The sequence below is a fragment of the Acidiferrobacteraceae bacterium genome (assembly GCA_037388825.1).
GTDB lineage: Bacteria > Pseudomonadota > Gammaproteobacteria > Acidiferrobacterales > JAJDNE01 > JARRJV01.
The window spans coordinates 15,658-38,157 of sequence record JARRJV010000009.1; the positions used below are offsets into that span (position 1 = coordinate 15,658).

A 22,500-nucleotide genomic window follows, 5' to 3' on the forward strand; every position below is an offset into this window, starting at 1 on the left:
CATCGGCTCGACGACATGAGCGCGCGGGCCGAATCCCTTCGGGGGTATCTTTGACTACGATGGCAAGAGCGAAAGACTGACTGAAGTTCAGCGCGAGTTGGAACAGCCCGGCATCTGGGACGACCCGCAGCGGGCGCAGGAACTGGGGCGTGAGCGGGCGCGTCTGGAAGAAGCAGTGGAAGGGCTGGACGTGATCGGCCGTGGGATTGCCGATGCGCGCGAGTTGCTGGAACTCGCCGGCGAGGAGGGCGATCCCGATACGGTGAATGCCGTCGCCCGCGACATCGAAGGGGTCGAGAAACGCCTGGCGACCCTGGAGTTCCGCCGAATGTTTTCCGGTGAGATGGACAGCGCCAATGCCTTTGTCGACATCCAGTCGGGGTCCGGGGGTACGGAGGCCCAGGATTGGGCCAATATGCTGTTGCGCATGTACCTGCGTTGGGGCGAGCGCCACGGGTTCCGGAGCGAGATCATGGAGATCTCCGAGGGTGAAGTGGCCGGGATAAAGAGCGCGACCGTTCGCTTTGGTGGCGAGTACGCCTACGGTTACTTGCGCAGTGAAACCGGAGTACACCGGCTGGTGCGCAAGTCGCCGTTCGACTCAGGTAACCGGCGCCATACGTCTTTCGCATCGGTTTTCGTGTATCCCGAGGTCGATGAATCGATCGATGTCGATATCAACCCGGCGGATTTGCGCATTGATACCTATCGTGCCAGCGGCGCCGGTGGTCAGCACGTCAATCGAACTGATTCGGCGGTGCGCATCACCCATATCCCCAGCGGGATCGTGGTGCAGTGTCAGAATGACCGATCTCAACATAAGAACAAGGCGGCGGCCATGGGTGTTTTGAAATCACGGCTGTACGAGCTGGAACTGGGCAAGCGGAGGGAAGAACAGCAGAAGCTGGAAGACAGCAAGGCGGACATCAGCTGGGGCAGCCAGATCCGGTCCTATGTCCTGGACCAGTCCCGTATCAAGGATCTTCGGACCGGCGTGGAAACGGGCAACACCCAGGCGGTCCTGGACGGCGACCTGGATTCCTTCATTGAGGCCAGCCTGAAGCAGGGCCTGTAGCTAGAATATAGATTACAATAATTAAATAACATATTGTTTTATATTTTAAATGAGCGAAAAAGACGAGAACGAACAAATCAGCCAGCGGCGCGACAAGCTGCAGCGCATGCGCGAGGATGGTGCGGCATTCCCGACGGATTTCCGGCGCAACGTCGTGGCCGCCGAACTTCATGCCGAGTACGGCGAGAAGGATAATGCCGAACTGGAGATACGCAATGTCCGGGTGAAGGTCGCCGGTCGCATGATGAGCCGACGGGTTATGGGCAAGGCGAGCTTCGCCCACCTGCAGGACATGTCCGGGCGCATTCAGTTGTACCTGGAACGGGATGCGCTGCCGGAAGGAGTGTATGCCGCGTTCAAGAGCTGGGACATCGGCGACATCGTTGCCGGCGAAGGGACCCTGTTCAGGACCAAGACCGGCGAATTGTCCGTGCGTTGCGAGCGCGTGCGTCTGTTGACCAAGGCCCTGCGGCCCTTGCCGGAGAAGTTTCACGGGCTGCAGGACACGGAGACGCGCTACCGCCAACGCTATCTCGACCTGATCATGAACGAAGTGGCGCGCAACACGTTTCGCGTGCGCACCCGGATCATCCAGTACCTGCGCGCCTTTCTCGATGAGCGCGGTTTCCTGGAGGTCGAGACGCCCATGATGCAGGCAATCCCTGGCGGTGCGACGGCACGACCCTTCGAGACCTACCATCACGCCCTGGACATGGGTCTATACCTGCGTATCGCTCCGGAGTTGTATCTCAAGCGGCTGGTGGTGGGAGGTTTCGAGAAGGTCTACGAGATCAATCGCAATTTCCGCAATGAAGGCCTGTCCACGCGTCACAATCCCGAGTTCACTATGCTCGAGTTCTATCAGGCCTATGCCGACTACCACGACCTGATGTTCCTGACCGAAGAACTGCTGCGCGGACTCGCCGAGGAAATTCATGGCAGTACGAAACTGGGCTACCAGGGCGAGGAGTTCGATTTTGGTGAGCGCTTCGAGCGTATGACGGTGAAGGAGTCGATCCTGCGATTCAATACCGATGTCGAGGAAGCGGACCTGGAAGACCTGGACCGTGCGCGCGAGGTGGCGAAGCGGCTGGAGATTCCACTCAAGGATGGATGGGGTCTGGGCAAGGTACAGATCGAGATCTTTGAGAAGACGGTCGAACATCAGTTGAGGCAGCCCACCTTCATCACCGCCTATCCGGCCGAAGTCTCCCCGCTGGCGCGGCGCAACGATGAGGATCCCTTTGTCACCGATCGATTTGAATTCTTTGTCGGAGGGCGCGAGATCGCCAATGGCTTCAGCGAGCTGAATGACGCGGAGGACCAGGCAGAACGCTTCCGCAAGCAGGTGCAAGAGAAGGAAGCCGGCGACGAGGAGGCCATGCATTTCGATGCCGACTACATCCGTGCCCTGGAGCATGGAATGCCACCGACGGCCGGAGAGGGTCTGGGCATAGACCGTCTGGTGATGCTGCTGACCGATTCCGCTTCCATTCGGGACGTCCTGCTGTTCCCCCATATGCGGCCCGACTGATCGGCGCACTGCGCGCAAATCCCACCACGGGCAAGTATGTCGGCGCCTTTGCCAATCGCGGTATTCCTGATGGGCCCTACGGCCATCGGAAAGACGGCGCTTGCCACGGCCTTGCATGAACGTCTGGGCTGCGAACTGATCAGCGTGGATTCATCCCAGGTCTACCGCGGCATGGACATCGGTACGGCAAAACCCACAGCCACGGAACTGCGCGCGGTACCGCAGGCTCTGATCGATATCCGCGACCCGGCGGAGCCCTATTCGGCAGCTGATTTTTGCAAAGATGCCCTCCGCGAGATTGGTGCGATCGACGGACGCGGGAACGTCCCGCTGCTCGTGGGCGGAACGATTTTCTATTTCCGTGCCCTGGATTTCGGCCTGCCACCCGTGCCGCCTTCCGATCCCGAGGTGCGTGCCGGTCTGCAGGAACAATTGGAGCGTGAGGGGGTGGTTGCGCTGCACAGGCGCCTGGCTTCCGTGGATCCAGCGAGCGCGCATCGCATCGATGCCAACGACCGCCAACGGGTCCTGCGAGCGCTGGAGATCATCGAGCTGACCGGTCACGGGCCCAGCGAACTGGCGCGAACCGCACCGGCGTATCAGCGCCCGATCAGGCCCTTGCGCCTGGCGCTCTGGCCCAGCGACCGCTCCCGCCTTCACGCGCGTATCGCCGATCGGTTTCACGCCATGCTGGCGGCCGGCCTGGTCGAGGAAGTGGAAACACTCTTGAAACGCGGCGATCTGGGCCCCCATCTACCCTCTGTACGGATGGTTGGCTATCGCCAGGCCTGGCGGTACTTGACCGGTGAACTTACGTATAATGAAATGATCGAACAGGGCATCAGCAGCACCCGGCAGCTGGCAAAACGCCAGATGACCTGGCTGCGGCATTACCCGGAGGTGACGATATTCGAGGATGCGCTGCCACAGTTGGTGGCAAGGTTTGCGGATTTTGTGGAACGCGAAATTGAGCGAATGAGGGCATCCTGAAAGAGTTTCCGGCCATCGCCAATGAATCAGGAATATTCAGGCGGCGGCAGGTGAACCCGAAGCAGCACCATAACAATGACAGGAGAATAACTATGAGCCAGTCAAGAGGGCAGACCCTACAAGACCCTTTCCTCAACACCTTGCGCAAGGAGCGAGTGCCGGTATCGATCTTTCTCGTGAATGGCATCAAGCTGCAGGGCCAGATCGAATCCTTCGATCAGTTCGTCGTGCTGTTGAAGAATTCGGTCAGCCAAATGATTTACAAACACGCGATCTCAACGGTCGTGCCGAGCAGGCAGATCAAGCTATCCATTGAGTCCTCTGAAGACGCATCCTCAGGCCCGGGTAACGGCTGACGCCGACCACACCGCATCGGCAGGACGCACGTCGCCGCCGCGCGTCCTGCTGGTCCAGCTCCAGTTCCCCCGCGGTCCGGCCGAGGAGGACCTGGAAGAACTCCGATTCCTGGCGCAATCCGCCGGTGCCGAGGTTGTCGGTGCCATTGTCGGCCGGCGACAGAAGCCGGACGCTGGCCTGTTCATCGGCAGCGGCAAGGCCGAGGAGTTGCGCCAGGCCGTGGAACGCGATGACATTGATCTGGTTGTGGTCAACCATGAGCTCACCCCGGTACAGGAGCGAAATCTCGAACGTGCCATCTCCTGCCGCGTACTCGATCGCAGCGGACTGATCCTCGACATCTTCGCCCTGCGGGCACGCAGCCACGAGGGCAAGCTTCAGGTGGAGCTGGCGCAGCTGGAGCGGCTGGCAACGCGCCTCGTACGGGGCTGGACCCACCTCGAGCGGCAGAAGGGCGGTATCGGTCTGCGTGGCCCTGGTGAGACCCAGCTCGAAACGGACCGCCGGCTGATCCGGGATCGCATCCGGCGACTGGGTGAGCGCCTGGAGCGGGTACGTGCCCAGCGCGGCCTGCGGCGCAAGACCCGACGCAAGGTACCCATCCCCACGGTCTCCCTGGTCGGCTACACCAACGCCGGAAAGTCATCGCTGTTCAATCGCCTTACGGGTGCCGGGGTCTATCAGGCCAATCAGTTGTTCGCGACCCTGGATCCGACCATGCGTCGCCTGGATCTCGGCGGCAAGCTGGGGATTATCCTCGCTGATACGGTGGGATTCATCCGTCATCTGCCCCACACCCTGGTCGAGGCCTTCAAATCGACCCTGGAAGAGGTTGCCGAAGCGGATCTGCTGGTGCACGTTGTGGACGCGAGCAATCCGGAACGACAGGAACTGATGCGCCAGGTGGACCTGGTGCTGGAGGAGATCCATGCACAGCAGGTGCCCTGCATCGTCGTTTTCAACAAGATTGATCTTTCCGGCGAGTCACCGCGCGTGGAGCGCGACGCAGGCGGGAAGATTCGCAAGATCTGGCTGTCGGCACAAACCGGCGCCGGCATTGAATTGCTGCAACAGGCCCTGTCGGAACACTTCCGGGGCAATCGTCTTTTCCGTCGGCTCGTCTTGCCGCCGGATGCAGGCAGGCTGCACGCGTCCATCCATGAACGGTGTGAGGTCCTGCGGGACGAGGCAAGTGTCGCCGGGGGCTGGCTGATGGATCTTTCCCTGGATGAAAGCGATCTTCAGTGGCTGGAAAAACAGGGTGACTTCAGGCGCGAATACATGATGGGCGCAGACCGGGGCGAACTTGCTACCTCTGCCCCATGACCCTAGAATGCCGGCTTTGATTCCCTTTCCGCAGTAGCGCGCAGGAGTATTCCGTGCCTTGGAACAAACCGGGTGGTTCCGGTGACCAGAATCCCTAGGGGTCAGGGCGGCCGAGATAATCAGGGGCCGCCGGATCTCGATGAAATCGTACGCAAGATTCAGGCGAAACTTGGCGGCCTTTTTGGCGGCGGCCGCGGCCGCGGCGGCGGTGGCGTCTCCCGGGGCGCCGGCGGTTTCGGAATCGGCGTGATCATTGCAGTGCTGGCGGCCGTGTGGCTGGCCAGTGGTGTGTACGTCGTCCAGCAGGGCTCACAGGGCGTCGTGCTTCGGTTTGGCAAAGCGGTCGATGTCTCGAATGCCGGTCTGCACTGGCACCTGCCGTATCCCATCGAACACGTCGAGAAGGTGAATGTAGAGCAGCGGTCGGTCATCGAGATTGGCTACCGCTCGAACCCGAATACGGGCGGCAAGACCAAAAAACCGCACGAAGCACTCATGCTGACGGAAGACGAGAACATCGTCGATATCGAGTTTGCCGTGCAGTACCGCATCAGTGACGCGGAGAAGTACCTGTTCAATGTCCGCAACGTGGAGGGCACGATTCAGGCCGCGACCGAGTCGGCGATTCGCGAGGAGGCCGGCAAGAACACGATGGATTTCATTCTTACCTCCGGTCGGGACGTGGTGGGCGACAACACCAAGAAGATCCTGCAAGAGATTCTCAACCGTTATGACTGCGGGATCCTGATCACGAATCTCGAAATGCAGGAAGCGCAGCCGCCGGAGCAGGTGAAGGCTGCCTTTGACGACGCGGTCAAGGCGCGTGAGGACGAGGCGCGGCTGAAGAACGAGGCCGAGGCCTATTCCAACGATATTCTGCCGCGGTCGCGCGGTGCCGCCGCCCGTACGATGCAGGAGGCGCAGGGTTACAAGGCGAGTGTCGTGGCCAAGGCGCAGGGCGATGCGCGCCGCTTCAGCCAGATCGCGCGTGAATACGCCAAGGCCCCCCGGGTGACGCGGGAGCGCATGTACCTGGAGACCATGGAGCAGGTGATGGAAAACAGTACGAAGGTGCTGATCGACCAGAAGGGCGGCAACAATCTCATCTACCTGCCCCTGGACCAGATCCTGGCGCGGGCCGCGGACAAGGCCGGAAAGAGCATGGCGGCCGGGGATAGCGGCGCCGAGCCCAAGCCCCAGCCGACGATACGGGAACGCATGCAGGACCGGACCTCGTCGGGGAGGATCGGCCAATGAATCAGGGTCGCCTCATCGTGGGTCTTGTCGTGGTCGTGATTGCGGCCGTCGTCCTGTCTTCTTCTTTCTATACGGTGGATATGCGCCAGTGGGCCCTGGTTACGCGGTTCGGGAAGGTGCTGAAGGCGGACGACAAACCCGGACTTCACTGGAAAACACCGTTCGTCGATTCGGTTCGCTACTACGACAAGCAGATTCTGACGCTCGATGCCGAACCGCAACGCTATCTGACCGAAGAAAAGAAGACCTTGATCGTGGATTCGTTCGTGAAGTGGCGCATCGTCGACCCGTTGAAGTTCTATCTGACCGTTGGCGGGAGCGAGGCCAATGCCCGAACCCGTTTGCAGCAGGTGATCAACGGAGGCCTGCGCACGGAGTTCGGCAAGCGCCCCTTGCACGCTGTGGTATCGGGCGATCGGCAGGAGATCATGGACATCCTGCGAGTCAGTGCCGACAAGGCGGCGAGGGAGTTCGGAATCGAGGTCGTGGACGTGCGCCTGCAGAGGGTCGACCTGCCGGACGAGGTCAGCCAGTCCGTGTACCGCCGCATGGAGGCCGAACGTACGCGTATCGCCAAGGACCATCGCGCGCGCGGTGCCGAGGCAGCGGAAAAGATCAAGGCCGAGGCGGACCGCAAGAGCCAGGTCATCAAGGCCGAGGCCTATCGCGATGCCCAGCAGATTCGCGGTGAGGGCGACGCCAAGGCGATAGACATCTATGCCCGGTCGCTGCGGGTCAACCCGAGCTTCTACCAGCTGTACCGGAGTCTCGAGGCATACAAGAAGACTTTTCGCAGCAAGGACGATGTGCTGATTCTTGATCCAAGTTCGGAATTTTTCCGCTACCTCAAGAATTCGCAGCCGCGCTGATCGTTCCCCCTTAACATCAGAATCCGGACAGGCATGGCCCGGTATCAGACCCGGGCTCGGGAAGCTGCGGTGTGGGCCACTTGCCCATGAGACAAGAAATGAAAGTGACAACACAAACGGGATTCCTCGCATGTCGGTAGAAGAACGTTGGCTCCTGCCCGACGGAATTGAGGAAGTCTTGCCCCAAGAAGCGCGCCGCCTGGAACGCTTCCGCCGGCGCGTGCTCGACCTGCTGGAACGCTGGGGATATGCCCTGGTCATGCCGCCGCTGATTGAATACCTGGATTCCCTGCTCACCGGCGTGGCGCAGGAACTGGATCTGCAAACCTTCAAGATTACGGACCAGCTCTCCGGCCGACTCATGGGAATTCGCGCGGACATGACTCCCCAGGCCGCCCGTATCGATTCACACTACCTGAAACACAGCGGACCGGTACGCCTGTGCTATGCCGGACCGGTGTTGCGCACACGTCCGGATGAGGCAGGCGGCTCGCGCGAACCCGTGCAACTCGGAGCCGAACTCTTCGGCCACTCCGGGCCCGCCAGCGACGCGGAGATCATTTGCCTGATGATCGCCACGCTGGAGGTCGTGGGTATTGATAGTCTCCATGTCGATCTCGGACACGTTGGAATCTTTCGCGAACTCGCAAAGGCGGCGGGATTGGATGCGGATCAGGAGGCCACGCTCTTTGATGCCATGCAACGAAAGGCAGAGAGCGAGATCCACGAACGTTTGGGTGCCTGGGGTGTGGACCGGACGCTGCAGGAGCTGTTAACGGCCCTGCCCGGCTTGAACGGGGATGCAGCGGTGCTGGTCGAGGCGCGGGAAAAATTCAGCAAGGCTCCGGCAAACGTACTGGGCGCGTTGGATGATCTGGAACAGGTCAGCGAGCGGGTCCGGCGTGACCTGCCCGATCGTAAACTGTTCTACGATCTGGCTGAATTGAGCGGGTACGGCTACCACACGGGGGTTGTATTCTCTGCATTCATTCCGGGTCACGGCAACGCCATTGCCAACGGAGGACGCTACGATGGAATCGGCGCCGTGTTTGGCCGCCCGCGCCCGGCAACCGGCTTTGGTGTCGATCTGAGATTGCTTGCGCGGCTGTCGGAAGGAGAAGCTGGCACCGAACCCGGCGGGATCCTGGCTCCGGACCTGGATGATGCGGATCTGCGTGTCGAGATTGCGCGGCTGCGGGAGCAGGGAGAACGGGTGGTTCAGGCGCTGCCGGATCAGGACGTATCGCCGGAAGAGCTGCAGTGTGATCGCGAGCTGGCGAAGTCCGGCGGGAAGTGGAAAGTCAGGCCCATTTCATAAATACAATCAATCTGAACTTACGAGAGAGTCGGAATCCATGACACAGAACGTTGTTGTCGTCGGGACCCAGTGGGGGGACGAAGGCAAAGGCAAGATCGTTGATCTGCTGACCGATCGGGCGCAGGCGGTTGCCCGTTTCCAGGGTGGCCACAATGCCGGTCATACCCTGGTCATTGATGGGAAACAGACCATCCTGCATCTGATTCCTTCGGGCATTCTGCACGAAGGCGTGATGTGCCTGATCGGCAACGGCGTGGTGTTGTCACCGGATGCGCTGTTTGCCGAGGTAGATGAGCTGACGGCGAATGGCGTGGCGGTTGGCGAGCGACTGCGGGTGAGCGAATCCTGCCCGCTGTTGCTGGACCATCACATCGCCCTCGACATGGCACGCGAAAAGGCGCGCGGCAAGAAGGCCATCGGGACGACCGGCCGCGGAATTGGTCCGTGCTACGAGGACAAGGTAGCCCGTCGTGGTTTGCGGGTGGCTGATCTGTTTGACACCGATCATTTCACCAATACGCTGGAACAGGTCATGGAGTATCACAACTATGCCCTGACCAACTATTTCAAGTCCGACGCGGTAGACTTTCAGAAGACCCTGGACAAGTGTCTTGCCCATGCCGAGCGCATTCGCCCCCTGGTCGCCGATGTAACCGGGGTCCTCGAGTCCTTTGTCGCCGAGGGCCGGCCGATTCTCTTCGAAGGCGCCCAGGGCACGCTGCTGGACATTGATCACGGCACCTATCCCTACGTCACCTCGTCCAATACGAGTGCCGGCGCGGCGGCCACCGGTACCGGCGCCGGCCCCGGCAATCTCCATTATGTTCTGGGTATTACCAAGGCCTACACGACCCGGGTGGGCGCCGGTCCGTTCCCGACCGAGTTGCACGACGACACTGGTCAACGGCTCGGCGACAGAGGCCATGAATTTGGTGCGACAACGGGGCGTCAACGGCGTTGCGGCTGGATCGATGCCGTGGCCCTGCGTCGCTCCTGTTTCGTGAACAGTGTCTCCGGGATGTGCATTACCAAGCTGGATGTGCTGGATGGACTGGATACGGTGCGGCTGTGTACGGCCTATCGAATCGACGGGAAGGACCACGCCAACCCGCCGGCGGGGGCCGAGGCACTGGAGCGGGTGACACCGGTGTACGAAGAGATGCCGGGCTGGAGCGAGTCAACCTATGGTCTGCAGCGGTACGAGGAGCTGCCGGCGAATGCGGTCGCCTATCTCAAGCGTCTGGAGGAGTTGACCGGGGTACCCGTGGACATCATTTCCACCGGACCTGATCGCAAGGAAACGATCATCCTGCGGGACCCGTTCACGGCACAATGATGTGCCCGGGACGTACCCTACAATGAAACGTTCAGGGAAAAGCTGGTACCGAGGAGAGGACTTGAACCTCCACGGGGTTGCCCCCACTAGCACCTGAAGCTAGCGCGTCTACCAATTCCGCCACCTCGGCATAGCCGGCGCTCCCTTTGCGAACAAACGGGGCCGGAGCAGGTGGCGCACTCTACCGAGAGAAAAAATCCATGTCAACGCGGAAACACCGCAAGAAATTCGTCGATCCCCATGCCGAACGGGAGGCCCGCAAGTATGACCGGCCCATCCCGAGCCGCGAGGCCATCCTCGAGGTCCTGTCCGATGCCGGCGAACTGCTGACTGCGGAACAACTGGCAGCGGCGCTGGAGCTGCGCGACGAGCAGGACCTTGAACACTTCCAGCGTCGCCTGCGCGCGATGGTGCGCGACGGACAGCTGCACCGGAATCGCCGCGGCCATTACGGCCGGGTGGAGCGCATGAACCTGGTGTCCGGAACCGTGATCGGTCATGCCGACGGATTCGGGTTCCTGGCCCCGGACGACAACAGTGACGATTTGTTCCTGTCCCCACGCCAGATGCGCAAGGTCATGCACGGTGACCGCGCCATGGGGCAGGTTGTCGGTATGGATTCCCGCGGGCGGCGCGAGGGTGCCATCGTCGAGGTACTGGAGCGGCGGCACAAGACCGTGGTTGGGCGGTATGTGGAGGATGGTGTCGGCGTGGTGGTCCCGGAAGACAAGCGCCTGGCCCATGACATCTTTGTTTCACCCGAAGACGCAAACGGCGCGCGCGGCGGACAGATCGTCGAAGTCGAGCTTACCCGCTATCCGGACGGTCGCGTCCGCGCCATGGGCCGGATCATCGAGGTGTTGGGCGATCACATGGCGCCCGGAATGGAAGTGGATGTCGCAATCCGGAAGTTCGATCTACCGAATCGCTGGTCGCCCGCGATCGACGAAGAGGTCATCGCCATCGGCAAGGAAGTGCCCGAGAGCGCGAAGCGTGGGCGGCGGGATCTGCGGACGCTGCCCCTGGTGACCATTGACGGGGAGGATGCACGGGACTACGACGATGCCGTGTATTGTGAGCGCAAGGGCAAGGGCTGGCGGCTGGTTGTGGCCATTGCCGATGTCTCGTTCTATGTGACACCGGACAGCGAGCTCGACCGCGAGGCATTTGAAAGGGGTAATTCGGTCTATTTTCCGGACCGGGTAATTCCCATGCTACCCGAGGCGCTGTCGAACAATCTGTGTTCGCTCATGCCGGAAGTCGATCGCCTGGCCATGGTGTGCGACATGGTGGTCACCCCCCAGGGCCGGGTCAAGTCGTATGAATTCTACGAGGCCGTGATCCGCTCCCATGCGCGCCTGACCTACACAAAGGTCGCCGCCATGCTGGTCGGCAAGGACAGGGATCTGCGCGAGCAATATGAGCCCCTGGTTCCGCATCTGGAACAGTTGCATGCGGTATACGGCGCGTTGCACAAGGTACGCCTGGCACGTGGTGCTGTTGATTTCGAGCTCCCGGAAACCCGCATCGTTTTCGACGAGAATCGCAAGATCGAGACCATCGTCGCGGTGGAGCGGAATGACGCCCATCGCCTGATCGAGGAATGCATGCTGGCCGCCAATGTCTGTGCCGCCGAGTTTCTGGGGGAGCACAAGGTGCCGACGCCGTACCGCGTTCATGCGGGCCCTACGGCAGAGAAGCTTACGGCGCTGCGGGAGTTCCTCTCCGAGTTCGGTCTGTCCCTGGGCGGTGGTGCGAAACCGGAAGCGGCTGACTACGCTCATGTGCTGTCGCAACTGGAAGGTCGCAAGGATGCACGTCTGATCCAGACGGTCATGCTGCGCAGTCTGAGTCAGGCGATCTACACACCGGACAATATTGGTCACTTTGCTCTTGCCTTCGCCAGCTATGCCCACTTCACATCGCCGATCCGACGCTATCCGGATCTGATGGTCCATCGCTCCATTAAGGGTGTGGTGAAAAAGAAGCAGGGGCGTGGTCGGGTGAAGCATGCCTTGTCACGGGTTCTCGGGGCGACTCCCTCTCAGGAATTCATGGACGCGGTAAAGGTGCAGTCCGAACACTGTTCCATGACCGGTCGGCGTGCCGATGAAGCGGTGTGGGACGTGATCAAGTGGTTGAAGACGGAGTACATGACGGACCGGGTTGGAGAGGTATTCGACGGGGTCATTAGCGGCGTAACCGGTTTTGGACTGTTCGTGGAGATTCGCAACATCTATGTCGAAGGACTGGTTCACATCTCGTCCCTGGGAAACGACTACTACCGTTTCGATCCGGTCAAGCATGCGTTGATTGGTGAACGAACCCGCCAGGTACTGCGGCTTGGGGACGAGGTGTCAGTTCGCGTGGTGCGGGTGGACCTGGACGAGGCGCGGATTGACCTGGAACTGATGGAGCAAAAAGGCCGTCCACGACGCGGGCCTCGATCAAAGAAGAAGGGGCGCCCACCGGTGCGGAAGAAGAAGGCGGCTACACGGAAGACTGCGAGCAAGAACACGAGCAACAAGAAGAACAGCAAGGCGAAGAAGAAACCGGCTCGACCCTCCACAACCGGTTCCGGCAAGAAGAAATCCCGCCGCGGCGGCAAACGCGGTCGTCGAAGTGACTGAGGAAACCGTAGTCGGTATCCATGCGGTGGGTGACCTGGAGCGCCGACCCGAACAGATCACCCGGCTTTGGGTCGATGCAGCGCGCCAAGACGCACGTATGGCCAAACTGCTTGATCAGGCAGACCGCCTCGGCATCGCGCTCCAGAGGATCGGGCGTACCGAACTGGAGAAGAAGGCCGGTGCGGGTGTGGCCCATCAGGGGATCGTCGCACAGATTGTTGCTGGGCAGGGCCTTGGCGATGCGGACCTTGCGCAGTTGGTGCAGCGGGTTCCGGAGGATGCCTTGGTGCTGGTCCTGGATGGTGTGCAGGATCCGCACAATCTCGGCGCGTGCATGCGAACCGCAGAGGCCGCCGGGGTCGCCGCGGTCGTGATCCCCAGGGACCGCGCGGCACGGGTAAATGCCACAGTGCGGAAGGCCGCCTGCGGTGCCGCGGAAATCATATCCTGGATCCGGGTGACCAATCTCGCACGTACCCTCGGGCAACTGAAGGAAGCGGGTTTCTGGGTGCTGGGTGCGAGCGGCGATGGCGATTCTGATCTGTATCAAAGCGACCTGACAGGTCGCACGGCTATTGTGCTCGGAGCCGAGGGAAAGGGCTTGCGCCGGCTGACGCGGGAACACTGCGACGTGCTGGTCAGCATTCCCATGGTGGGCGCGGTCGAGAGCCTGAACGTTTCCAATGCGGCCGCGGTGATACTTTTTGAAGCGGTGCGGCAACGCCGTAGCGGACCAACCGGGAGCAAGAAATGATTACACGGGAAGACGTGACGGAAATGCTGGAGAAGCTCAAGACCCAGCGGGATGAGTTGCGCGTGCAGATTCACCTGGGTGCGGCCGAGGCCCGGCAGCAATGGGACGAGCTGGAAAGGAAATGGGGCCATTTCGAGGCCAAGGCCCGGCAGCTTGGGGGTGCAAGCGCCGAGGCGGGCAAGGACGTCCTGACGGCCGCCGGAGAGTTGGGCGCAGAGTTGAAGGCGGGCTATGAGAAGATTCGAAAATCCCTCTAGAAACAGGGGCGGACCCCCGGTCTAAGCTACTGATTTTCAGTTCTGTTTCCCTTGGCACGGAGGCCAAATCCGGTTAGAATGCGCCGCTTTCGCGGCACCGAAGCCGGTGTCATGACTTCACTCCTTACCTCACCGGAACGATGCAGCCGGGAGGCAAACCCGAGAGGAGATACAATGCGTCACTACGAAATCGTGTTTCTGGTCCATCCGGACCAGAGCGAGCAGGTTCCTGCCATGGTTGAGCGTTATCGTGCCATGGTCGACTCCGGAAAGGGTGCCATCCACCGCCTGGAAGACTGGGGCCGCCGTCAGCTTGCCTATACCATCAACAAGGTCCACAAGGCTCACTACGTACTCATGAACATTGAGTGCGATCAGGACACCCTGCGCGAGCTGGAATCATCCTTCAAGTTCAGCGATGCGGTGCTCCGCTGGCTGACGGTGCGCCGCGAAGAGGCGATCACCGAACCGTCCCCCATGGCGAAAGAGGCGCAGCAGGAAGAGGGTGGTTCTTCGAGTGAGGACCGGGGTCGAGCAAGGGAATCCACGGATGAAGCTGCCAGAAAAACGGAATCTGCGGAAAAGTCAGAGGACAAGGAAACTTCCAGCGATAAAGAGCCAGAGTCGGCCACAAGCGACGAAGACTAGAGGAGGTACAGGATATGTCACGCTATTTCCGTCGGAAGAAATATTGCCGCTTCACGGCCGAAGGCATCAAGGAGATCGACTACAAGGATCTCAATCTGATCAAGGGTTACATCACGGAGACGGGCAAGATCATTCCCAGTCGCGTGATGGGCACCAAGGCCCGCTACCAGCGCCAACTCGCGCGCGCGGTGAAGTACGCACGGTATCTGGCGCTGCTGCCGTACACGGATCAGCACCAGTAGGCCCGGAGACATTGCAATGAATGTGATACTACTCGACAAGATCCGTAACCTCGGCAGCCTCGGCGACGAGGTTTCCGTCAAGGCGGGCTACGCGCGCAACTATCTCCTTCCCTATGGCAAGGCCGTGGTTGCCAATGAAGCCAATCGGGCCAAGTTCGAAGCCGAGCGCACGGAACTTGAAAAGACCCAGGCCGAGCATCTCGAGTCGGCTCGCTCCCGGGGCGAGGCGATGGCGGGAGTCACCGTGCAGATCGTCGCCAAGGCCGGCGAAGAAGGGAAACTGTTCGGTTCCGTTGGGGCACGCGAGATTGTCGAGGCGCTGGCTGCGTCCGGTTTCGAGGCTCAGCGTTCCGAGGTTCTCCTGCCCGATGGTCCGCTCAAGGAAATCGGTGACCACGATGTCCAGCTGTCGCTGCATCCGGAAGTAACCGTCGATATCAAGGTTTCCATCGTCGCTGAATAGCAGGGGGTGCCGATTGCCCGTACGGGTTCGAGGTGAACTCGCTTGCATGAGGGTTTGATGGAGGAGCACGCCTACTCGTTACGCGACGCGCGACCCGGATCCGCCGAGTCGCGCCTGCCGCCGCAGTCCGTCGAGGCCGAGCAGTCCGTGATCGGCGGCCTGTTGTTGGACAACAGCCGCTGGGACCAGATTGCTGATACGCTCACGGCCGAAGACTTCTACCGCAAGGAACACCGCCTCATTTTCAGCGCCATTGCCGCACTGGCAAACGACAGCAGTCCTGCTGACGTGGTTACAGTCTCCGAGTTTCTCGAGAAACAGCACCAGCTAAATGATGTCGGCGGGCTCGCCTACCTGAGCTCGCTCGCGAACAACACGCCTAGCGCGGCAAATATTGTCGCCTACGGGAACATCGTGCGCGAACGGTCGATCATGCGCCAACTGGCCAACGCCGCCAGCCGTATCGCCGACAATGTCTATGCACCGGAGGGCCGTCGCGCAGGTGACCTGCTGGACAAGGCCGAGCAAATCATCCTCGAAATTAGTGAACAGGGCGCCTCCCGCCGCGGCGGCTTTCAGCCCCTCAAATCCCTGCTGGTCAAGGCCGTGGATCGCATCGATACGATGTTCCATTCCGACAGCGCCCTCACCGGTATCGCCAGTGGATTCAGGGATCTGGACGAGATGACCTCGGGGCTGCAGGCCTCGGACCTGGTCATCCTTGCCGGACGTCCATCCATGGGCAAGACATCCCTGGCGTTGAATGTGGCCGAAAATGCGGCGGTAGGGGAGCACAAGCACGTAGCGCTGTTCAGCATGGAGATGCCGGGAGAGCAGCTGGCCATGCGCCTGCTGGCGTCCCTGGGCCGCATCAATGGCCACAAGGTGCGCACCGGGCGCCTGGATGAAGACGACTGGCCGCGACTCATGTCGGCCATGACCATGTTGTCAGAGGCGCCGATCTTCATCGACGACACACCGGGCCTTTCCCCGACCGAGTTGCGATCCCGTGCTCGACGACTCAAGCGCGAGCATGGACTGGATCTGGTGGTGGTCGACTATCTGCAGCTGATGCAGGCACAAGAAGCGGGTGAGAACCGCGCGACAGAGATCTCGGCCATTACGCGTTCGCTCAAGAATCTGGCCAAGGAGCTCGACGTCCCGGTGATTGCCATGTCGCAACTCAACCGTAGTCTGGAACAGCGTCCAGACAAGCGCCCGGTAATGTCCGATTTGCGGGAATCCGGTGCCATCGAGCAGGATGCCGACGTGATCCTGTTCATCTACCGCGACGAGGTTTACAACGAGGACAGTCCCGACAAGGGAACCGCCGAAATCATTATCGGCAAGCAGCGCAACGGTCCTACGGGGAAGGTGCGCCTCACCTTTCTTGGTGAATACACCAAGTTCGAGAATTATATTCACGCCGGTTTCGACGAGGCCTACGGATGAGCCGCCCGGCGCGGGCACTCATCTTCACGGCCGCGCTTCGCCACAATCTCTCCCGGGTCCGCCAACTGGCGTCGGGTGCCCGGGTGATGGCGGTGATCAAGGCCAATGCCTATGGCCATGGGATCACCGGCGCGATTTCCGCCCTGGGGGATGCAGATGTCTTCGGCGTAGCCTCCCTGGAAGAAGCGCTCGCAGTGCGTGCCCTGCTGCCATCTGCGCAGCCTTTGTGTCTGCTCGAGGGTTTCTTCAACAGCGATGAACTGGCCACGGTGGCAGGCGAAGGCCTGCAGGTGGTAATTCACCATGTGTCTCAATTGGAGCAACTGGAAGCCTTTCGTGGCAGCGGATCCATCGCAGCCTGGGTGAAAGTGGATACGGGTATGCATCGGCTGGGCTTCCCGCCAGAGGCACTTCCGGAGATCCTGTCCCGGGTGCGCGCCTGCGAGCGTGTGCAATTGCTCGGATTGATGTCTCATCTGGCCGATGCAGATGTGCCGGACAGCAAGCCCACACGCAGGCAGATCGACCTGTTCCATGACCTGCTTGCCACGACCGGCCTGGCGGGGAGTCTGGCGAATTCGGCCGGCATTGTGGCGTGGCCCGAAAGCCACCATGACTGGGTGCGCCCGGGCATCATGCTGTATGGCGCCTCTCCGGTTGCCAACAAGAGTGCGGAAGAGCTGGACCTGCAGCCCGCGATGCAGGCCGAGAGCGCCCTGATCGCCATTAATGAACATCGTCGCGGTGACGCCGTTGGCTATGGAGGCACATTTGTCTGTCCCGAGGATATGCGAGTAGGCGTAGTCGCCTTCGGGTATGGCGACGGCTACCCGCGTCATGCGCCGGGCGGCACCCCCGTGATCGTGCGGGATCAAAGGGTCCCGCTCATCGGCAGGGTCTCCATGGATATGATCACGGTCGATCTGCGATCCCTGCCGGAGGCCAGCGTCGGGGACCGGGTGATGCTATGGGGCGGCAAACTGCCGGTCGACGAAATCGCGCAACAGGCCGGGACCATCGCGTACGAGCTCCTGTGCAGGGTGAGCGAGCGTGTGCCGCGCGTTGAGGTCGCGGGGGAGCCGGGTGATGGCACGACCTAGGACCGTGTTCGTGTGCAACGCCTGCGGAGCGCAAACGCCCAAGTGGGTGGGCCAGTGCCCGGGCTGTGGTGCCTGGAACACCCTGGAGGAGAGCGTGTCAACGGCATCCGCGGCCGGGGTGGGGCCTCGGGAAGGGCTGGCCCCCGGATCCGAGGTTCAAAGCCTGGAGGACGTGCGCCCGGAGCATCTGCAGCGCATGCCCACTGGCAGCGCCGAGATGGATCGCGTGCTGGGTGGCGGTCTGGTGGCGGGGTCAGTCGTATTGCTGGGCGGTGATCCGGGTATTGGCAAGTCGACCCTGTTGATTCAGTTGCTGGATGCGATCAGCACCAGTCATCCGGTTCTGTACGTCACCGGCGAGGAATCGGCGGAACAGATCGCGTTACGCGCTCATCGTTTGGGACTGAAACACGGTAGCGTTCGTCTGCTGGCGGAGAATCGGGTGGAACACGTAAGTGCCGTGATGGACGCTGAACAGGCGCGTGTGGTGGTAATCGATTCCATTCAGACGGCCTACACTGATCTTCTGCAATCCGCGCCGGGAAGTGTGTCACAGGTGCGCGAGTCGGCGGCGCAACTGGTCCGGCTGGCCAAGCGCCGCGGGATCAGCTTGTTCCTTGTGGGCCATGTGACCAAGGAAGGAAACCTTGCCGGACCGCGCGTGTTGGAACACATGGTGGATACGGTGCTGTATTTCGAAGGCGATACCTCTAGCAGTTTTCGGCTGATCCGGGCGTTCAAGAACCGCTTTGGCGCCGTGAACGAAGTAGGGGTATTCCTGATGTCCGAAAAAGGATTGCAGGGCGTGAGTAACCCGTCCGCCATGTTTGTGAGTCGTCACGGCGATGCCGTGCCCGGGAGCGTGGTGCTGGCGACGCAGGAAGGATCGCGGCCACTGCTGGTGGAGGTGCAGGCCCTGGTGGAAGAAACCCACCTGGCGCAGCCACGACGGGTATGCGTTGGTCTGGAATCACAGCGCCTGGCGATGCTGCTGGCGCTACTGCATCGGCACGGCGGTTTGCCGAGTTACGATCGTGATGTGTTCGTGAATGTCGCCGGCGGGATCCGGGTGGGCGAAACGGCGGCTGACCTGGCCATGATTGCGGCGGTGGTCTCCAGCATGCGCGATCGGCCATTGGGCAATGATCTGGTCGTATTCGGCGAGGTCGGCCTCGCCGGTGAGATCCGGCCGGTGCAGGGAGGGCAGGAGCGCCTGCGGGAGGCCGCCAAGATGGGCCTGAAACGGGCGTTGATCCCCTATGCCAACCGGCCCAAAAGCCCGATTCCGGGGCTCGAGGTGATTCCGGTTCGTCGTCTGAACGAGGTCATGCCCGTACTTCGTGGCGACTGATGCCGGCGCCTACTTGTAGTAGAACTGTAGCCGGGTACCAGCCACCTCGACTACATCGCCGTTTTTCAGCGGGACTCCGCCCGCCGGGATAGGGCGACCATTGAGGGTCGGTGCATCGTCGCTATCGGGCACCGGTGCCAGGCGATAACCTCCGTCGGTCTTGGTGATGGTGCCGGACTTGCGCCCCGTGCGCCCAAGGCTGGTCACACTCTTTGTCAGATCAATCCGCTTGCCACTGTTCGCGCCGCTGAGCACGAAGATCGCGGCGGGCCGCGTGGCGGACGACGTACCGGAAGCAGACGGCGGGGCCGCAGCAGCCGGAGGCGGGGCCGAAACCGCGCCGGGATTGATGATCACCGTTTTGGCGAAGTCATTGGATTCAGTCGGCGACTCAGCCTGGTCATCGGATACATAGATCAGTTCATGCTTACCGATCACAACGGAATCACCGTTGCGCAGATGGTGTTTTGTGATCTTCTTGTCGTTGACCAGTGTGCCGTTGGTGCTGTTCAGGTCCTCGATGAATGAATCTTCACCGATGGTAAAGATATTCGCATGGGTGCCACTGACGGCCAGGTTATCCAGATGGATGTCCGAACCGGGTCGCCGACCGATCTTCATATCCCCCTGACCCAGGTCGATATGGTCTACTACTTCATTGTTAAATTTGACTATAAATTTCGCCATGATTCCTTTTTACCCTCTTATCCCCGGCCAGGCCTGCGTCATCTCCTGTACGAGCTGACCGGAAGGTTAAGTGCAATAAATATACCAGACCCCTCAACGATAACCGTCAATCAGACGTACGCGCCAACAGCACGGAAATATTGTCGGGCCCCCCGGCGTCGTTGGCCTGCTGGATCAGTCCCTCGACCGCCTTATCCAGGGTATCGCGCTGTCCTGCCAAAGCCGCCCGGATGGACTCATCCGTGACGACGTCGCTCAATCCATCCGAGCAGAGCAGGTAGATATCGTCGTTCTCGCAAGTGGTTTCGGTCAGGGCCGCATTGACGACTGCGTCGATACCCAGGGCGCGGGTAACCAGATTCTTGTTCATGGAGGCGTTAGCTTCTTCCCGCGACATGAAGCCCCGGCTTACCAGCTCCTGTACCACGGAATGATCTTCCGTTAGCTGTTCGAGTACATCGTTACGCAAGCGGTACAGACGCGAATCGCCCACGTGACCGATGTGGAGATTTTCGTCATTGAAGTAGGCAACGACCACCGTGGTTCCCATGCCACTGTATTCAGTTTTTTGTTTGGACATCTCGAAGACTGCAGTGTTGGCCAGCTCGATGGCCTCAATGACATTGCTGCCATCCAACGCGGCCTCGCCGTTTTCCAGTTTGTCCGTGAAATAGCGATGGATGATTTCCACGGCGGTGCCACTGGCGACCTCGCCGGCCTGGTGTCCACCCATCCCGTCCGCCAGGATCGCCAACCCGATTTCCGGGTATACGGCGATACTGTCCTCGTTGTTGGTTCGCACCATCCCCTGATGCGTTTGCCCCGTCATTTCTGTACGCATGGTTGCTGCCGTCCGCTCCGTTATTATTAGCTCATGCAACGCCGGACCGCATGCGCAAACTGCTCACCGGTCTGGTATCGCTTTTTCGCATCCTTCTGCAGGGCCTTGTCAATGATGGTCCGGACACAGGCCGGAAGGTCGTCCCGCAGCTTCACTGGATTCGGGTGCTTGGCGTTGGTGATCTGATACATTAGTTCCCCGATGGAATCCCCCCCAAATGGCTGCTCGCCCGTGAGCAACTCGAACATGGTGACGCCGAGGGAAAACAGATCCGAGCGGCCATCCACTTTCTTGCCAGTGAATTGCTCCGGCGACATGTAGGAGGGCGTGCCCAGCACGATCCCTGTTCTTGTTTTGCTCCGATCGGTAATGCGCGCAATGCCGAAATCGGTGACCTTTACCGTTCCATCGGCTTCGTTGAACATGATATTCGCAGGTTTGATGTCGCGATGCACTACGTTCAGCTTGTGTGCGTAGTCCAGGGCATCGGCAACCTGGCCGACCACGTCGAGAATCCAGTCGGGATCCAGATGTTCGTCCTCGGCAATAACGGACGCGAGATCCTTGCCTTCCAGGAACTCCATGGCGATATAGGCCAGGTCGTGTTCTTCTCCTGCATCGTAGATGGTCACGATATTCGGATGATTCAGTCTGCCGGCGGTTTCGGCCTCGCGGAAGAAGCGCTCCTTGACCGATTCGATCTCGCCATCCTCGAATTCGGCCGTCAGATCAAGGGTCTTGATAGCCACGACGCGATTGATCTTGGGGTCGTGTCCGAGGTACACCGTGCCCATGGCTCCACGGCCGAGTTCGCGGTCGACCTGGTAACGGCCCAGGGTTGGTTTCTGGGCGGCGCCGTCGACGATGAGCGTGCCCCCGGGTGAGGCAGCCCGCCCGCCCATAATGATGGTGCCGTCCACGGCCTGGGCGCGGTCCCGCTTTCCCTTCACGTCGCGGAATTTCTTGTCATGTTTCAGAATGTAGTCATAGCAGGAAACCGCCTTGCTGAACTGACGTTTGCGCTCAAAGTCCAGGGCCAGGTTGTACATCAGTTCGAGCACGGAATCGTCCACGGGCAGACTGCGGAACTTGTCCAGGGCCATGTCCAGTTGCCCCTGGCTCTGGAAGGTAAGGCCAAGCATACGGTTGTTCTGCGCCGAATCGCTCTCGGCGTGGGCCTTCAATCGTTCGGTCATGAAGAAACGCTTGGTCGTTAGCACGATGTGGCCGATAACCAGCAGAAAGGCCGGCGAAATGGTCTGCAGCCAGGTCTTCTCGGATAGCATCATATACTGCCCCAACACCACCAGACCGATGAGGACGATCAGCGACAGCATGGCCGCCATGCCAGCCCGCAGCTTCGGAAGAACAACCACCAGATAGGCTGCGACGACAAAGAGGAGCCCGAGTTCGGCCCACGTGGTCCACGTCGGCCGGGTATAGAAATCCTCGTTCAGGATTGAAGTCACGAGATTCGCGGTCAACACCGGTTCCTGCATGGCGGCGTTTACCGGGGTGGGGAAGGGCTTGCCAACGCCCGGCGCGGTGGGTCCGATAATCACAATCTTGTTGCGGAAGACATGAAGCGGGATCTTTCCGTTCAGCACGTCGACAAAGGAGTAGGTGCTGAACGGGGATTTGCCATCGGCATCGGTATAGAACCCCGTGTACATACGCATGAATTCGTCGGTACGAATAAACAACTTGCCGATGCCTATGCCCTTGCCCAGGTCCACGCGAATACGCCGGGGGGAGACATTCAGGCTGCGCGCCGCGAGCAAGAGCGAGAGGGACGGGTAGTAGTCACCGTAATAGTTGAGCACCAGGGGCTCAAGCCGCACTCCACCATCGGAATCTGGAATCAAATTGATATGCCCTACGCCGGCAAGCCCCTTGCCGAACTCGTTCAGGGGGTAGAGCACCGCGTTTGCGGGAATGGGTTCGATGATATTGTCGGCCGGCGCCTTGATTTGCGTGAGCCGGTTTGCGCGCACGAAAGCGGGAAGCGTTCCG

The 22,500-nt window shown here is 60.7% G+C and carries 21 protein-coding genes and 1 tRNA gene; 18 read left to right on the forward strand and 4 right to left on the reverse strand.

Annotation, left to right across the window (positions count from 1 at the left end):
* Window positions 1-46 precede the first annotated feature (46 nt).
* The 9 genes from prfB to P8X48_02765 all read left to right on the forward strand — a co-directional run bounded on the left by prfB (window position 47) and on the right by P8X48_02765 (window position 10,062).
* Complete coding sequence (gene prfB, locus P8X48_02725) at window positions 47-1,075, forward strand: peptide chain release factor 2 (protein MEJ2106230.1); 1,029 nt, start codon at window positions 47-49, stop codon at window positions 1,073-1,075.
* Between the two features lie 49 nt (window positions 1,076-1,124).
* On the forward strand, window positions 1,125-2,609 hold the full coding sequence (gene lysS, locus P8X48_02730) for a lysine--tRNA ligase (GenBank protein ID MEJ2106231.1): 1,485 nt from the start codon (window positions 1,125-1,127) through the stop codon (window positions 2,607-2,609).
* 69 nt (window positions 2,610-2,678) lie between these two features.
* Window positions 2,679-3,599 carry a tRNA (adenosine(37)-N6)-dimethylallyltransferase MiaA gene (miaA, locus tag P8X48_02735; protein MEJ2106232.1) on the forward strand — a complete coding sequence of 307 codons (921 nt, stop codon included), beginning with the start codon at window positions 2,679-2,681 and terminating at the stop codon, window positions 3,597-3,599.
* A 92-nt stretch (window positions 3,600-3,691) separates the two neighbouring features.
* Entirely contained in the window at window positions 3,692-3,955 is a 264-nt protein-coding gene (gene hfq / locus P8X48_02740) for an RNA chaperone Hfq (GenBank protein ID MEJ2106233.1), read from the forward strand.
* On the forward strand, window positions 3,912-5,282 hold the full coding sequence (gene hflX / locus P8X48_02745) for a GTPase HflX (protein ID MEJ2106234.1): 1,371 nt from the start codon (window positions 3,912-3,914) through the stop codon (window positions 5,280-5,282). Before hfq ends, hflX begins: the two co-directional genes overlap by 44 nt.
* 81 nt (window positions 5,283-5,363) lie before the next feature.
* Entirely contained in the window at window positions 5,364-6,539 is a 1,176-nt protein-coding gene (gene hflK / locus P8X48_02750) for an FtsH protease activity modulator HflK (protein ID MEJ2106235.1), read from the forward strand.
* Window positions 6,536-7,408, forward strand: a complete 873-nt coding sequence (gene hflC, locus P8X48_02755) for a protease modulator HflC (protein MEJ2106236.1) — start codon at window positions 6,536-6,538, stop codon at window positions 7,406-7,408. The genes hflK and hflC overlap by 4 nt, the downstream gene beginning before the upstream one ends.
* Before the next feature lie 130 nt (window positions 7,409-7,538).
* Window positions 7,539-8,726 carry an ATP phosphoribosyltransferase regulatory subunit gene (locus P8X48_02760; GenBank protein ID MEJ2106237.1) on the forward strand — a complete coding sequence of 396 codons (1,188 nt, stop codon included), beginning with the start codon at window positions 7,539-7,541 and terminating at the stop codon, window positions 8,724-8,726.
* Window positions 8,727-8,763: 37 nt separating this feature from the next.
* Complete coding sequence (locus tag P8X48_02765) at window positions 8,764-10,062, forward strand: adenylosuccinate synthase (protein MEJ2106238.1); 1,299 nt, start codon at window positions 8,764-8,766, stop codon at window positions 10,060-10,062.
* Window positions 10,063-10,105: 43 nt separating this feature from the next.
* Here the strand turns inward: P8X48_02765 and P8X48_02770 are convergent.
* Window positions 10,106-10,192, reverse strand: a tRNA-Leu gene (locus P8X48_02770).
* Window positions 10,193-10,262: 70 nt separating this feature from the next.
* On the opposite strand from P8X48_02770, the gene rnr reads away from it, so the two are divergent.
* The 9 genes from rnr to radA all read left to right on the forward strand — a co-directional run bounded on the left by rnr (window position 10,263) and on the right by radA (window position 18,959).
* The gene (gene rnr / locus P8X48_02775; GenBank protein ID MEJ2106239.1) at window positions 10,263-12,692 is read left to right on the forward strand and encodes a ribonuclease R; all 2,430 of its coding nucleotides are present in this window, start codon (window positions 10,263-10,265) and stop codon (window positions 12,690-12,692) included.
* Window positions 12,685-13,446 carry a 23S rRNA (guanosine(2251)-2'-O)-methyltransferase RlmB gene (gene rlmB, locus P8X48_02780; GenBank protein MEJ2106240.1) on the forward strand — a complete coding sequence of 254 codons (762 nt, stop codon included), beginning with the start codon at window positions 12,685-12,687 and terminating at the stop codon, window positions 13,444-13,446. The genes rnr and rlmB overlap by 8 nt, the downstream gene beginning before the upstream one ends.
* Window positions 13,443-13,703 carry a hypothetical protein gene (locus tag P8X48_02785; protein ID MEJ2106241.1) on the forward strand — a complete coding sequence of 87 codons (261 nt, stop codon included), beginning with the start codon at window positions 13,443-13,445 and terminating at the stop codon, window positions 13,701-13,703. Before rlmB ends, P8X48_02785 begins: the two co-directional genes overlap by 4 nt.
* 174 nt (window positions 13,704-13,877) lie before the next feature.
* Entirely contained in the window at window positions 13,878-14,351 is a 474-nt protein-coding gene (gene rpsF, locus P8X48_02790) for a 30S ribosomal protein S6 (protein ID MEJ2106242.1), read from the forward strand.
* Window positions 14,352-14,365: 14 nt separating this feature from the next.
* Complete coding sequence (rpsR, locus tag P8X48_02795; protein ID MEJ2106243.1) at window positions 14,366-14,593, forward strand: 30S ribosomal protein S18; 228 nt, start codon at window positions 14,366-14,368, stop codon at window positions 14,591-14,593.
* Between the two features lie 16 nt (window positions 14,594-14,609).
* The gene (gene rplI / locus P8X48_02800) at window positions 14,610-15,056 is read left to right on the forward strand and encodes a 50S ribosomal protein L9 (protein ID MEJ2106244.1); all 447 of its coding nucleotides are present in this window, start codon (window positions 14,610-14,612) and stop codon (window positions 15,054-15,056) included.
* Between the two features lie 42 nt (window positions 15,057-15,098).
* Window positions 15,099-16,508, forward strand: coding sequence for a replicative DNA helicase (gene dnaB, locus P8X48_02805; protein MEJ2106245.1), 1,410 nt, complete (start codon window positions 15,099-15,101; stop codon window positions 16,506-16,508).
* On the forward strand, window positions 16,505-17,608 hold the full coding sequence (alr, locus tag P8X48_02810) for an alanine racemase (protein MEJ2106246.1): 1,104 nt from the start codon (window positions 16,505-16,507) through the stop codon (window positions 17,606-17,608). Before dnaB ends, alr begins: the two co-directional genes overlap by 4 nt.
* Complete coding sequence (radA, locus tag P8X48_02815; protein MEJ2106247.1) at window positions 17,595-18,959, forward strand: DNA repair protein RadA; 1,365 nt, start codon at window positions 17,595-17,597, stop codon at window positions 18,957-18,959. Before alr ends, radA begins: the two co-directional genes overlap by 14 nt.
* Before the next feature lie 9 nt (window positions 18,960-18,968).
* Here radA and P8X48_02820 read toward each other — a convergent pair whose 3' ends face one another.
* From P8X48_02820 to P8X48_02830, 3 genes are all read right to left on the reverse strand, one after another.
* Entirely contained in the window at window positions 18,969-19,646 is a 678-nt protein-coding gene (locus P8X48_02820; protein ID MEJ2106248.1) for an FHA domain-containing protein, read from the reverse strand.
* A gap of 106 nt (window positions 19,647-19,752) precedes the next feature.
* Complete coding sequence (locus P8X48_02825) at window positions 19,753-20,487, reverse strand: Stp1/IreP family PP2C-type Ser/Thr phosphatase (GenBank protein ID MEJ2106249.1); 735 nt, start codon at window positions 20,485-20,487, stop codon at window positions 19,753-19,755.
* A 26-nt stretch (window positions 20,488-20,513) separates the two neighbouring features.
* Window positions 20,514-22,500 (reverse strand): serine/threonine-protein kinase (locus P8X48_02830; GenBank protein ID MEJ2106250.1); only part of this gene is annotated, 1,987 nt, incomplete at its 5' end.